Genomic DNA, 12,762 nt, shown 5'->3' on the forward strand with positions numbered 1-12,762 from the left:
CTGGCGCTTATCATTTCAATTCTGAAAACGGGTTCAGCCGTTAGCCACCTGCTTGTGCTGCACCGGATGGCTCTTCTTCAAGAGATCCGACACCAGGAACGCCAGCTCGATCGCCTGGTCGGCGTTGAGGCGCGGGTCGCAATGGGTGTGATAGCGGTCCTGCAGCTCCTCGGCGGTGATGGCGCGGGCGCCGCCGGTGCATTCGGTGACGTTCTTGCCGGTCATCTCGACATGGATGCCGCCGGGGTGCGTGCCTTCGGCGCGATGCACCTCGAAGAAGGTCTGCACTTCCTTGAGGATGCGGTCGAACGGCCGCGTCTTGTAGCCGGCAGCCTCGATCGTATTGCCGTGCATCGGGTCGGACGACCACACGACGCTGCGACCTTCCTTCTGCACCGCGCGCACCAGCTTCGGCAGATGGTCGGCGACCTTGTCGGAGCCGAAGCGGGCGATCAGCGTCAGCCGGCCCGGCTCGTTCTCCGGATTGAGCAGGTCGATGAGCTCCAGCAGGCCGTCAGTCGTCAGCGACGGGCCGCATTTGAGGCCGAGCGGGTTCTTGATGCCGCGGCAATATTCGACATGCGCATGGTCGGGCTGTCGGGTGCGGTCGCCGATCCAGATCATGTGGCCCGACGTTGCGTACCAGTCGCCGGAGGTCGAATCGACGCGGGTCAGCGCCTCTTCATAGCCGAGCAGCAGCGCCTCGTGACTGGTGTAAAAGTCGGTCTCGCGCAGCGCGTAGTTGGTCTCCGAGGTGATGCCGACGGCCTTCATGAAGTCCATCGTCTCGGTGATGCGGTTGGCGAGCATGCCATACTTCTCGCCTTGCGGGCTGTCGGAGACGAAGCCCAGCATCCAGCGATGCACATTCTCCAGGCTGGCGTAGCCGCCTTGGGCGAAGGCACGCAGCAGGTTAAGCGTCGCCGCCGACTGGCGGTAGGCCATTTCCTGGCGGGCCGGGTCGGGAATACGCGACTTGGGGTCGAACTCGATGCCGTTGATGATGTCGCCACGGTAGCTTGGCAGCGTCACCTCGCCCTTGGTCTCATTGTCGGACGAGCGCGGCTTGGCGAACTGGCCGGCGACACGGCCGACCTTCACCACCGGCTGCGCGCCGGCAAAGGTCAGCACCACCGACATCTGCAGGAAGACGCGGAAGAAGTCGCGGATGTTGTCGGCGCCATGTTCGGCGAAACTCTCGGCGCAATCGCCGCCCTGCAGAAGGAATGCGTCGCCGGCAGCGACAGCCGCAAGCTGCTTCTTCAGCTTGCGCGCCTCACCGGCAAAAACCAGCGGCGGAAAGGTGGCGAGCTGGGCTTCCGTGTTCTTCAGCGCGGCGAGGTCCGGATAGGCAGGAACCTGCTTGATCGGCTTTGCTCTCCAAGAATTCGGCGACCATTTCGTCATCGCTGCACCCAAACGCTCTTTCCAGCAGGCTTTTGCCCGCCATTCCCGCCCCATATGGGGATGGCGGCTCCATACACGAAGCCGATTTTCTATTCTAGACCGGAATTCAAGCGCTGGCGAATGATGGGGAGCTCCATGCCGCGACCCACTTTGGCTTCTTATCTTCGCGACGGCTGTGCAATATCCCTTGGTGCCAGAATCGATCCTCACCGATGTAGTCGCGCCGGTCATCGTCCGCTGCGCAACAATTCTCCATGGAGTCCCTATGTCCGTGTCCGCCTACCTTGACCGCGTGCGCCGCGAGCAAGGCCTGTTTACGATCGAAGAGGTTGTTGGCCTGTCCGAGCGCGGCAACGTGATCTACGACCCCTACTCCACGCTGATTTCCGCAGGCGCCGTCATCGGGCGAGGCAACGTCTTCTTCCCCGGCGTCTACCTGTTCTGCACCGACGGTGGCGCGCTGGAGATCGGCGACGCCAACATTTTCCACGCCAACACACTGTTCGAAGCATCCGCCGGCGCAATCCGCGTCGGCTCACGCAACCAGTTTGGCGAAGGCGGTTTTACTGCAAAGGCCAACAGGCCGGGAGCCTCGATCGTGATCGGCGATCAAGGCCGCTATCTCAACGGCGCGGCGGTGTTCGGTGAGACGGTGCTCGGTTCGGGCAGCCAGCTTCTCGGCGCGATCACCGTCGACAGTTGCCGGCTGGAACCGGGCGGCAGTTTTCGTGAGTCCGACCCCGACCGCCGGGCCGGATTGCTGAAAGGCGCCGGCGCCGCGCGCGGCTTCACCGTGCCTGCCGGGCACGTCATCGTCGGCGCCGGCACGTTCTCGGCATCCGACCTGCAGTTGCAGTCGAATTTCCATCCGAAAGTCTAGGTGGCCACCAGCCGCGCCAACTGCGTCATGACGACAGCCGAGCCCGCCAGACGCTTCTCGGCTGTCGGCCAGTCGCGGATGAAGACCACGCTGTGGTCGGCCCTGATCTTGGCCAGCGAGCCCTGTTCGCCGATGTACTTGACCAGCCCGACCGGGTTGGAAAACTCGCGCTTGCGGAAATGGATGACGACGCCCTTGGGGCCGGCATCGAGTTTTTCGACATTGGCCCTGCGGCAGAGTGCCTTGATGAAGACGATCTTGAGCAGATGCTTCACTTCCTCCGGCAGCGGGCCGAAGCGGTCGATCAGCTCGGCGCCGAAAGCATCGATCTCCTCTGTGTTTTCGAGATCGCCAAGGCGGCGGTAGAGCGCCAGCCTGAGCTGAAGGTCCGGCACGTAGCTTTCCGGGATCATGACAGCCGTGCCGACAGCGATCTGCGGCGACCAGCCGCCGTCCTGGACCTCGCCGGAGTCCTTCACCTCGGCCACCGCCTCTTCCAGCATCTGCTGGTAGAGCTCGAAGCCGACCTCCTTGATGTGTCCGGATTGTTCTTCGCCGAGTAGATTGCCGGCGCCCCTGATGTCGAGGTCGTGGCTGGCGAGCTGGAACCCGGCGCCAAGCGTGTCCAGCGACTGCAGCACCTTCAGCCGGCGCTCGGCCGTGTCGGTGAGCTTGCGGTTGGCCGGCAGCGTGAACAACGCATATGCCCGCACCTTGGAACGGCCGACGCGGCCGCGCAGCTGGTAGAGCTGCGACAGGCCGAACATATCGGCGCGATGGATGATCAGCGTGTTGGCGGTCGGAATGTCGAGCCCGGATTCGACGATGGTGGTCGACAACAGCACGTCGTACTGGCCGTCATAGAAGGCGTTCATGATGTCGTCGAGTTCGCCCGGCGGCATCTGGCCATGGGCAACCGCCACCTTCAGCTCGGGGACGGATTCGCGCAGGAAGTCATGGATTTCGGCGAGATCGCTGATGCGCGGAACGACATAGAAGGAATGGCCGCCGCGATAGCGTTCGCGCAGCAGCGTCTCGCGGATGACCAGCGGGTCGAAAGGCGAGATGAAGGTGCGCACCGCCATGCGGTCGATCGGCGGCGTGGCGATCAGCGACAGTTCGCGCACGCCGGTCAAGGCAAGCTGCAGCGTGCGCGGGATCGGCGTCGCCGACAGCGTCAGCACGTGGACGTCGGTTTTGAGGTCCTTCAGCCGTTCCTTGTGCTTGACGCCAAAATGCTGCTCCTCGTCGATGATCAGCAGGCCGAGATTCTTGAACGAGATCGCCGACCCGAGCAGTGCATGGGTGCCGATGACGATGTCGACCTGCCCCTCGGCGATGCCTTTCTTGGTTTCCGCCAGTTCCTTGGCGCCGACCAGCCGCGAGGCCTGGCTGACGCGGATCGGCAGGCCGGAGAAGCGCTGCGAAAAGGTCTTGAAATGCTGGCGCGACAACAGCGTCGTCGGCACCACGACCGCGACCTGGAACCCTTCCATCGCAGCGATGAAGGCGGCGCGCAACGCCACTTCGGTCTTGCCGAAGCCGACATCGCCGCAGATCAGCCGGTCCATCGGCTTGCCGGCGCCGAGATCGTCCACGACGGCATCGATCGCGCCCTGCTGGTCGTCGGTCTCCTCATAGGGAAAGCGCGCCGAGAATTCGCCGTAAAGCCCTTCCGCCGGCACCATGGGCGGCGCGGTACGCATCTGGCGCTCGGCGGCAATGCGGATCAGCTGTCCGGCCATGTCGAGCAGGCGCTTCTTCAGCCGCGCCTTGCGCGACTGCCAGGCGCCGCCGCCGAGCTTGTCCAGCGTCGCCTCGGCTGTGTCAGAGCCGTAGCGCGACAGAAGCTCGATGTTTTCCACCGGCAGGAACAGCCGGTCGTCGCCGGCATAGTGGATTTCCAGGCAGTCATGCGGCGCGCCGACCGCCTCGATGGTGCGCAGGCCGATGAAGCGGCCAATGCCGTGATCGGCGTGGACGACGATGTCGCCGGCCGACAGCGACGAGGCCTCGGCGATGAAATCCGACGCGCGCTTCTTGCGCTTCGAGCGGCGGATCAGCCGGTCGCCCAGAATGTCCTGCTCGGCGACGACAACCAGCTGTTCGGTCTCGAAGCCGGATTCCAGCGGCAGCACGGCGAGTGCCGCCTGCCCCGGCTCGAGCTTTTCCGCCTCGGCCAGCGTCGCCACCGGCACGAGATTGCCGAGATGGTGCTCGGCCATGATCTGGCCAAGCCGGTCGAGCGAGCCTTCGGTCCAGCCGGCGACGATGACCCGGCGGCGCGCCGCGCGCTCGTCAGCGATGTGTTTTACGACGACATCGAAGACGTTGATGTTTGGGTCAGCCCGTTCCTCGGCAAAGCTGCGGCCATGGCGCGAGCCGCCATGGAAGACCTTCTTGGCCCCGACATCGGGCGCGTCGAAGGCGGTGAAGTCGATGGCTTCGCGCGGTCCGAGCGACGCTACGAGGTTTTCCGGTGAGAGATAGAGCAGGTCCGGCGCCACCGGCTTGTAGGGCACGGCGTCCTTCAAGGCGGCGTCGGCCTGTTTGCGGCGCGCTTCGTAGTGGTCGAGGATCAGCGTGTGACGCTCAGCCAGCGCTTCGTGCGCCAGATGGTCGAAGATGACAGGCGCATCCGGCAGATAATCAAACACTGTCTCCAGCCGCTCGTAGAACAGCGGCAGCCAGTGCTCCATGCCGGCAAAGCGCCGCCCTTCGCTCACCGCCGCATAAAGGCCGTCGTCGCGCTGCGGCGCGCCAAAGGCTTCGATATAGGAGCGGCGGAAGCGGCTGATGGTTTCGGGGGTCAGCGCCACTTCACTCATCGCCTGCAGCGCCATCGACTTGCGCTGGCCGGTGGTGCGCTGCGTGGCGGCGTCGAAGACGCGGATCGATTCCAGCGTGTCGCCGAAGAAATCGAGCCGCAGTGCTTCCGTCCAGCCGGGTGCGTAGAGGTCGAGGATGCCGCCGCGCACGGCGAATTCGCCGATACCGCGCACCGTCGGCACCCGCTCGAAGCCGGAAATCTCCAGCCGGGACACCAGCGCGTTCATGTCGATCTGGTTGCCGGGCCTTGCGTGGAAAGTCTGCGCTTCGACCAGATCGGCCGGCGGAATGCGCTGCAGCAGCGCATTGGCAGTGGTCAGGATGACGGCGCGATGCGGCTTTTTCGCCAGCGCGATCATCGCCGTCAGCGCGTCGAGCCGCTTGGCGGCGGCATCGGAGCCGGGAGAAACGCGGTCATAGGGCAGGCAATCCCAGGCCGGCAACTCCAACACCGGCAGGCCGGGGGCGGCAAAGGTCAGCGCCTCGATGATCGACGGCAGGCGCTGGCCGTCGCGCGCCACGAACAGCACCGGTTTGTCAGGCGCAATCTCATGGATCGCCTGCACCAGCGCAAAGGCTTCGTAGCCATCGGCAACGCCGTCGACGATGAACTGGCCGGCACGGCCTTTCGGCAGACCGATTCTGGGAATGAGGCTCATGGTTGCACGTTTAAAATGTCATGGTCCGGCGCGATGCCAGGATCTTTTGCAGGACGGCACAGTCGATATTCCTGGGAACCGGGCGTTCGCCGGTGACCATGGGCAGGAATTCGGTGTCGGGAATGTCGAGCAGCCTTTCATATTGGTCGATTTCATCGCCGGTCAAGGCGCCGATCTCGTTGTCGGCAAACGTACCGAGGATAAGGTCCATCTCGCGCATCCCGCGATGCCAGGAGCGGAACAACAGCTTGCGGCGCCTGATATCCAGCCCCTCGCTTGATCGTTTCGTCCCGGTCATCGTGCCGCATCCTTGCTTGGTGCGGCGCATATAGCGTGGATAGAGGGCGGTGTCAGCCTTGCAACGCACGGGTGGGCGGCTAAACATCCCGGGTGTGAAGAACACTCCTGACAACGCTGGTGCCGGACACCGCCCGCACTTCACCCTCCCCCTTGTGGGGAGGGTCGGCGAGCACGCTTCGCAAAGCGAAGCGAGTGAGACGGGGTGGGGGTGCGGCGCTGACCTACCGACTTCCTCGAAAGTTAGACGCGCACCTACCCCCACCCCGCTCCGCTTCGCGGATCGACCCTCCCCACAGGGGGGAGGGTAAAGGCATGCGCCCCTCCCTCCTCGACCCTCTCTTCGTCCCCATCACTTCGCTTGCCGGCGTCGGCCCCAAGGTTGGCGCTCTGATCGAGAAGGTGGTGGCGGCCGATCTCGGCGAACGGCCGGCGCGCGCGGGCGACCTGTTGTTCGTGCTGCCGCACACCGTCATCGACCGTCGCAATCGTCCCGGCATCGCGCTTGCGCCGGCCGGCGCCATCGTCACGCTCGACGTGCGCATCGACCGCCACCAGCCGCCGCCGCGCGGCAACCGGTCGGTGCCTTACCGCGTCTATGCCCATGACGACACCGGCGAGATCGGCCTGATCTTCTTCCACGCCCATGCCGCCTATCTCGAAAAGGCGATGCCGGTGGGCGAGCATGTCGTCGTCTCCGGCCGCATGGAGTGGTTCAACGGCCGCCCGACCATGGTCCATCCCGACCATATCTCCCTGGTGAGCGAGGCGGAAACACTGCCGCTGGTCGAACCGGTCTATCCGCTGACCGCCGGCCTGTCGGGCAAGGTGCTGCGCCGCGCCATCGGCCAGGCGCTCGGCCGGCTGCCGGAATTGCCGGAATGGCAGGACGGCGCCTTCATGCGCAAGCAGACTTTCCCCGCCTTCGCCGACGCGCTCGCCCGCATCCACTATCCCGCGGACCCGATCGATGTCGCCATCGAGGGGGTGGCATGGCGCCGCCTTGCCTATGACGAGCTTCTCGCCGGCCAGGTCTCGCTGGCATTGGTGCGGGCAAAAGTGCGCCGCCTGTCGGGCCGGCCGCTCATCGGCGACGGTCGCATCGTCGAGAAACTGCGCGCAGCCCTGCCCTATTCATTGACCGGCAGCCAGGAATTCGCGCTTGCCGAAATCAATGCCGATCTGGCCGACCCCGAGCGCATGCTGCGCCTACTGCAAGGCGATGTCGGCTCCGGCAAGACGGTGGTGGCGCTGCTGGCCATGGGGCGCGCAGTCGAGGCCGGCGGCCAGGCGGCCTTGATGGCGCCTACCGAAATCCTGGCGCGCCAGCATCTGGCGACAATCACGCCGCTGGCCGAACAGGCCGGCCTGCGCGTCGCTATCCTGACCGGCCGCGAAAAGGGCCGCGAACGCACTGAAACGCTATCAGGTCTCGCCAGCGGCGAGATCGACATCGTCGTCGGCACCCATGCGCTGTTCCAGGAAACGGTGACCTATCACGACCTCGTCTTTGCCGTGGTCGACGAGCAACACCGCTTCGGCGTCCACCAGCGGCTTGCCATCACCGCCAAGGGCGACGCCCCCGACATGCTGGTGATGACGGCGACGCCGATCCCGCGCACTCTGGTGCTGACCGCCTTCGGCGACATGGACGTCTCCAAGCTGACGGAAAAACCGATCGGCCGCCAGCCGATCCGCACCGTCACGCTGCCGCTGGAACGGCTTGACGAGCTGGTCGGTCGCATGCTGGACGCGGTTGCCGACGGTCAGAAGATCTACTGGATCTGCCCGCTGGTCGAGGAATCCGAAGAGATCAAGCTTATGTCGGCCGAGGACCGTTTTGCCTCGCTGCAGCCCTTGTTCGGCGATCGCATCGGCCTCGTGCACGGCCGCATGAAGGGCGCCGAAAAGGACGAGGCGATGCGCGCCTTCAAGGCCGGCGAAACCCGCATCCTTATCGCCACCACCGTTATTGAGGTCGGCGTCGACGTGCCGGACGCCACGATCATGGTCATCGAACACGCCGAGCGTTTTGGCCTGGCGCAACTGCACCAGCTGCGCGGCCGCGTCGGGCGCGGCGACAAGCCTTCTTCCTGCGTGCTGCTCTACAAGGACCCGCTCGGCGAGACGGCAAAGCGCCGGCTGTCGGTGATGCGCGAGACCGAGGACGGGTTCCTGATCGCCGAAGAGGATCTGAAGCTGCGCGGCGAAGGCGAATTGCTCGGCACCCGCCAGTCCGGCACGCCGGGCTTCCAGGTGGCGCGCATCGAGGTGCACGCCGACTTGCTCGAAGCAGCCCGCGACGATGCAAGGCTGATCCTGTCGCGTGATCCGGAACTACAGTCTGAGCGCGGCGAGGCGCTGCGGCTGCTGCTCTATTTGTTCGGCCGCGACGAGGCCGTGCGGCTCTTGCGTGCCGGCTGAGCCAAAGCGCCAAGCGGCGGGTTGGCGAGATCTCCGTCGATCGGCTGGCCGTTCATAGTCACCATTTTCGGCTTGACTTCGGGCGCCACCAGCCCGGCCGAGACGATCAGCCTGGCGCCGTCCTCGATCGTCATGTCGAGCAGCACGATGTCGGATTTCGGCACGTACATCAGGAAACCGGTGGTAGGGTTCGGCGTGCACGGCATGAACACGGCGATCATCGGGTCGCCTGCATGGTCGAGCTTCTGGTTGATCTCGGTTTCCTTTTCACTGGCGACGAACACCAGCGACCAGACGCCTTTTCGCGGATATTCGACCAGCCCGACCTGGCGGAACATATCGCCCTTGTTCGACAGCACCGTCTGGAATATCTGCTTCAGCGAACCGTAGATGCCGCGCACCAGCGGCATACGGCCAAGCAGCCGTTCGCCGAAATTGACGATCGCGCGGCCGACGATGTTGGCGGTCATGAAGCCGATCAGCGTGATCAGCACGAGCGCCACGATCAGGCCGAAGCCGGGCACCGGAAACGGCAAATAGGTGTCGGGGCTGTAGCGCGCCGGAATGTACGGCTTCACCCAGGAATCGACCCAGCCGACGAACGACCAGGCGATATAGGCGGTGATCGCCAGCGGCGCGCAGACGATAAAGCCTGTGAGGAAATAGTTCCTCAGCCGGGTCATGCCGGAAGTTCTGGGAGCATCGGACATGGTTCACCGGGGACGCGGGTTGCAGGGCCACACTAGTGAAGCGAACGGCGCTTTGGAACCGCGAAGTTTTTAAGACCGCCGATGAGCGCCGACTACTCCACGGTCACCGATTTCGCTAGATTGCGCGGCTGGTCGACGTCGGTGCCCATGAAGACGGCGGCGTAGTAGGCCAGCATCTGGATCGGCAGCGCGTAGATGATCGGCGAGATGATTTCCGGCACGTCTGGCAGGATGATCGTCTCCATCGTCTTGACGCTGACCTGCGCCGCGCCCTTGGCGTCGGTGATCAGGATGATCTTGCCGCCGCGCGCCGCCACTTCCTGCATGTTCGACACCGTCTTTTCGAAGATGCGGTCATGCGGCGCGATGACGATGACCGGCATGTTCTCGTCGATCAGCGCGATCGGCCCGTGTTTCAGTTCGCCCGCGGCATAGCCCTCGGCATGGATGTAAGAGATTTCCTTGAGTTTCAGCGCGCCTTCCATGGCCAGCGGGAAATTGGTGTCGCGGCCGAGATAGAGCACGTCCTTGTAGCGCGAGATTTCGCGCGCGATGCGCTCGATCTGCTCCTCGAGCTTGAGCACCTGGTTGGCATAGCGCGGCGCTTCCGAAAGCGCGCGCACCAGCGTCTTTTCCTCGTCCTTCGAGATCGTCCCGCGCGCCACGGCGGCGCGCACCGCAAGCGACGCCAGAACCGAAAGCTGGCAGGTGAAAGCCTTGGTCGAGGCGACGCCGATTTCCGGCCCGGCCAGCGTCGGCAGCACCACGTCGGATTCGCGCGCCATGGTCGATTCGCGAACATTGACGATTGCGCCGATCTTCATGCCGGCCTTGCGGCAATAGCGCAGCGAGGCCAGCGTGTCGGCGGTTTCGCCCGACTGCGAGATGAAGAAGGCGGCATCATCAGCCGACAACGGCATTTCGCGATAGCGGAATTCCGAGGCGACATCGATGTCGACCGGCAGCCGCGCATAGCGCTCGAACCAGTATTTGCTGATCAACCCCGCGAGATAGGCGGTGCCGCAGGCCGAGATCGCCAGCCGGCCGATCTTGGCGAAGTCGAACGGCAGTTCCAGCGGCTTCGACACGCCAGAGACGAAATCGACATAGTGCGCCAGCGTATGCGAGATCACCTCGGGCTGTTCATGGATTTCCTTTTCCATGAAATGGCGGCGGTTGCCCTTATCGACCATGAAACTGGTCGATAGTGATTGCTGGCGCTTGCGGGCAACCTCTTTGCCGTCGATGTCGAAGATGGTGACGCCATCGCGGCGCACCACCGCCCAGTCGCCGTCTTCAAGGTAGGTGATGGAATTGGTGAAGGGCGCCAGCGCGATGGCGTCGGAGCCCAGAAACATCTCGCCATCGCCATGGCCGACGGCCAGCGGAGGGCCATTGCGGGCGCCGACGATGAGGTCCTCGTCGCCGGTGAACATGATGGCCAGAGCAAAGGCGCCTTCCAGTCGCTTCAGCGCCTGATGCGCCGCCTCGATCGGCTTCAACCCCTTGGCGAGTTCGCGCGCCACCAGATGCGCTACGACCTCGGTGTCGGTCTGCGACGAGAAGGAATAGCCGTCGCGGATCAGCTCATCGCGCAACTCGGCGAAATTCTCGATGATGCCGTTGTGAACGATGGCGACGCCGTTGGAAAAATGCGGATGGGCGTTGGTCTCGTTGGGCACGCCATGGGTCGCCCATCGCGTGTGGCCGATGCCGATGGTGCCGTCGAGCGGTTCTTCCTTCAGCCGGCGTTCGAGGTTGATGAGCTTGCCTTCGGCGCGGCGGCGGCCGAGCGCACCTTTCTCGACGGTGGCGACTCCGGCGGAGTCATAGCCACGATATTCAAGCCGCTTCAAAGCATCGACAATGAGCGGCGCGACTTGGCTCTGGCCGACAATTCCGACGATACCGCACATGCGCCTGCCCCCGATTCACCTGGAAAACCAGTCCCGATGGAAAACCAGCGTTATCTAGGGATTGCCGGCCCGCCGCGAAAGTCACTTTGCATTTCGTCTGGTGTAACGGAACGCTTCTCAACCCGATGCACCATGACACACCGCTCTTGCAATCCGGTTACCGCAATTCCTCGGTTGTTCAATTGCTTCGGCGGTTAATGGTCGGTGCCGGCCTTTTTCTTCGCCGCCGCGGCCGAGGCAAAGCGCTCGCGCAATTCCTTGCCTTTCCCGGGAATGGTCTTCTGGCGGGCGCGGCCGAAGGCCAGCGCATCGTCCGGCACGCTTTCGGTGATGACGCTGCCCGAGGCGATGTAGCCACCCTTGCCGATGGAAACCGGCGCCACCAGCGACGAGTTCGAGCCGACAAAGGCACCCTCGCCGATATCGGTGAAGAACTTTGAATAACCATCATAGTTGCAGGTGATGGTGCCGGCGCCGATATTGGCCCCCGCGCCCACACGGGCATCGCCGATATAGGTCAGATGATTGACCTTGGCGCCCTCCTCGATGACCGCCTGCTTGACCTCGCAGAAATTGCCGACCTTGGCCTTTTGCCTCAGATCGGCGCCAGGCCTGAGCCGCGCGAACGGACCGACGTCGCAATTGGAGGCGATGGTGGCGCCCTCTATGTGGCTGAAAGCGTGTATCTTGGCCCCGGTTGCAATTTTCACGCCCGGGCCGAACCAGACATTGGGCTCGACGATCGTGTCGGCGCCGATTTCGGTGTCGTGCGAGAAATACACGGTCTCCGGCGCGATCAGCGTTACGCCCGACAGCATCGCCTCGTGCCGGCGACGCGTCTGCCAGATGTCTTCCGCCTGCGCCAGTTCGGCTCGGTTGTTGATGCCTAGCGCACTCTCGAAGCTGGTTTCGGTGGCAACGACATCTACGCCCTGCGCGCTGGCGATCTCGACGATGTCGGTGAGATAGAACTCGCCCTTGGCGTTCTTGTTGCCGACCTTGTCGAGCAGTTCGAGCGCATGAGCGCCGGCCACCGCCATCATGCCGGCATTGCAGAAGCCGATCTTCTTTTCCTCGGCGGAGCAGTCCTTCTCTTCGCGGATGGCAGTCAGCTTGCCGCCCTTTTCGATCAGCCGGCCATAGCCGGCCGGGCTGAGCGGACGGAAACCGATCACCACGACGGCCGCGCCATCGGCAAGCTTTCGCCGTGCGGTCACCAGGGCTTCAGCATCGATCAGCGGAGTGTCGCCGAACATCACGAGAATGTCGTCATAACCCCTTGATATTGCACCGCGTGCGGCCAGCACGGCATGCGCGGTGCCGAGCCGCTTCTCCTGCACGAACGTCTCGGCCTTGGGGGCGAACTTCGCCGCAGCCTTGCGCATTTCCTCCGCCCCATGGCCGATCACCAGCGCCTGGCTGGCAGCACCGGCGGCCCCGGCCGCCTTCACAACATGGGCGACCATCGGCAGCCCGGCGATCTGGTGCAGCACCTTGGGCAGAGCGCTCTTCATGCGCGTGCCTTCGCCGGCGGCGAGGATGACGGACAGACAGGATCTCTGGCTCATGGAAGGACAACCATCTGAAAAGGGATCAGGAATCGGAGAGTGGTAGCATCTGGCGTCATGCTGCACCAATGC

General features: G+C 64.2%; 8 protein-coding genes. 2 read left to right on the plus strand and 6 right to left on the minus strand.

Annotated features, from left to right (window positions below; all coding sequences use genetic code 11):
• Window positions 1–33 precede the first annotated feature (33 nt).
• Complete coding sequence (locus NKI96_RS11835; protein ID WP_023688326.1) at window positions 34–1,407, minus strand: class II 3-deoxy-7-phosphoheptulonate synthase; 1,374 nt, start codon at window positions 1,405–1,407, stop codon at window positions 34–36.
• 271 nt (window positions 1,408–1,678) lie between these two features.
• Between NKI96_RS11835 and NKI96_RS11840 the strand changes: the two genes are divergently transcribed.
• Window positions 1,679–2,287 carry a hypothetical protein gene (locus NKI96_RS11840; protein ID WP_196814070.1) on the plus strand — a complete coding sequence of 203 codons (609 nt, stop codon included), beginning with the start codon at window positions 1,679–1,681 and terminating at the stop codon, window positions 2,285–2,287.
• On the opposite strand, the gene mfd is transcribed toward NKI96_RS11840, so the two are convergent.
• Together mfd and NKI96_RS11850 are read right to left on the minus strand one after the other, a co-directional pair.
• Complete coding sequence (mfd, locus tag NKI96_RS11845) at window positions 2,284–5,775, minus strand: transcription-repair coupling factor (RefSeq protein WP_352804520.1); 3,492 nt, start codon at window positions 5,773–5,775, stop codon at window positions 2,284–2,286. The genes NKI96_RS11840 and mfd overlap by 4 nt on opposite strands.
• Before the next feature lie 10 nt (window positions 5,776–5,785).
• Complete coding sequence (locus NKI96_RS11850; RefSeq protein WP_023681561.1) at window positions 5,786–6,073, minus strand: FAD assembly factor SdhE; 288 nt, start codon at window positions 6,071–6,073, stop codon at window positions 5,786–5,788.
• Between the two features lie 314 nt (window positions 6,074–6,387).
• On the opposite strand from NKI96_RS11850, the gene recG reads away from it, so the two are divergent.
• On the plus strand, window positions 6,388–8,496 hold the full coding sequence (gene recG / locus NKI96_RS11855; RefSeq protein WP_352804523.1) for an ATP-dependent DNA helicase RecG: 2,109 nt from the start codon (window positions 6,388–6,390) through the stop codon (window positions 8,494–8,496).
• On the opposite strand, the gene NKI96_RS11860 is transcribed toward recG, so the two are convergent.
• From NKI96_RS11860 to glmU, 3 genes are all read right to left on the minus strand, one after another.
• Window positions 8,448–9,206: a DUF502 domain-containing protein gene (locus tag NKI96_RS11860; RefSeq protein ID WP_027050381.1), complete on the minus strand. Its 759-nt coding sequence runs from the start codon at window positions 9,204–9,206 to the stop codon at window positions 8,448–8,450. The two genes, recG and NKI96_RS11860, sit on opposite strands and share 49 nt — an antisense overlap.
• Before the next feature lie 92 nt (window positions 9,207–9,298).
• Window positions 9,299–11,122 carry a glutamine--fructose-6-phosphate transaminase (isomerizing) gene (gene glmS, locus NKI96_RS11865; RefSeq protein WP_023748541.1) on the minus strand — a complete coding sequence of 608 codons (1,824 nt, stop codon included), beginning with the start codon at window positions 11,120–11,122 and terminating at the stop codon, window positions 9,299–9,301.
• Window positions 11,123–11,316: 194 nt separating this feature from the next.
• On the minus strand, window positions 11,317–12,690 hold the full coding sequence (glmU, locus tag NKI96_RS11870) for a bifunctional UDP-N-acetylglucosamine diphosphorylase/glucosamine-1-phosphate N-acetyltransferase GlmU (protein ID WP_023748540.1): 1,374 nt from the start codon (window positions 12,688–12,690) through the stop codon (window positions 11,317–11,319).
• Window positions 12,691–12,762: the final 72 nt, after the last annotated feature.

The organism is Mesorhizobium sp. M0292 (assembly GCF_040321695.1).
Taxonomy (GTDB): domain Bacteria; phylum Pseudomonadota; class Alphaproteobacteria; order Rhizobiales; family Rhizobiaceae; genus Mesorhizobium.

What these genes read in the sequence shown, in the direction of transcription:
- NKI96_RS11835 (WP_023688326.1), bottom strand. Translation starts at nt 1,407, where the DNA reads ATGACGAAATGGTCGCCGAATTCTTGGAGAGCAAAGCCGATCAAGCAG.
- mfd (WP_352804520.1), bottom strand. Translation starts at nt 5,775, where the DNA reads ATGAGCCTCATTCCCAGAATCGGTCTGCCGAAAGGCCGTGCCGGCCAG.
- NKI96_RS11850 (WP_023681561.1), bottom strand. Translation starts at nt 6,073, where the DNA reads ATGACCGGGACGAAACGATCAAGCGAGGGGCTGGATATCAGGCGCCGC.
- recG (WP_352804523.1), top strand. Translation starts at nt 6,388, where the DNA reads ATGCGCCCCTCCCTCCTCGACCCTCTCTTCGTCCCCATCACTTCGCTT.
- NKI96_RS11860 (WP_027050381.1), bottom strand. Translation starts at nt 9,206, where the DNA reads ATGTCCGATGCTCCCAGAACTTCCGGCATGACCCGGCTGAGGAACTAT.
- glmS (WP_023748541.1), bottom strand. Translation starts at nt 11,122, where the DNA reads ATGTGCGGTATCGTCGGAATTGTCGGCCAGAGCCAAGTCGCGCCGCTC.
- glmU (WP_023748540.1), bottom strand. Translation starts at nt 12,690, where the DNA reads ATGAGCCAGAGATCCTGTCTGTCCGTCATCCTCGCCGCCGGCGAAGGC.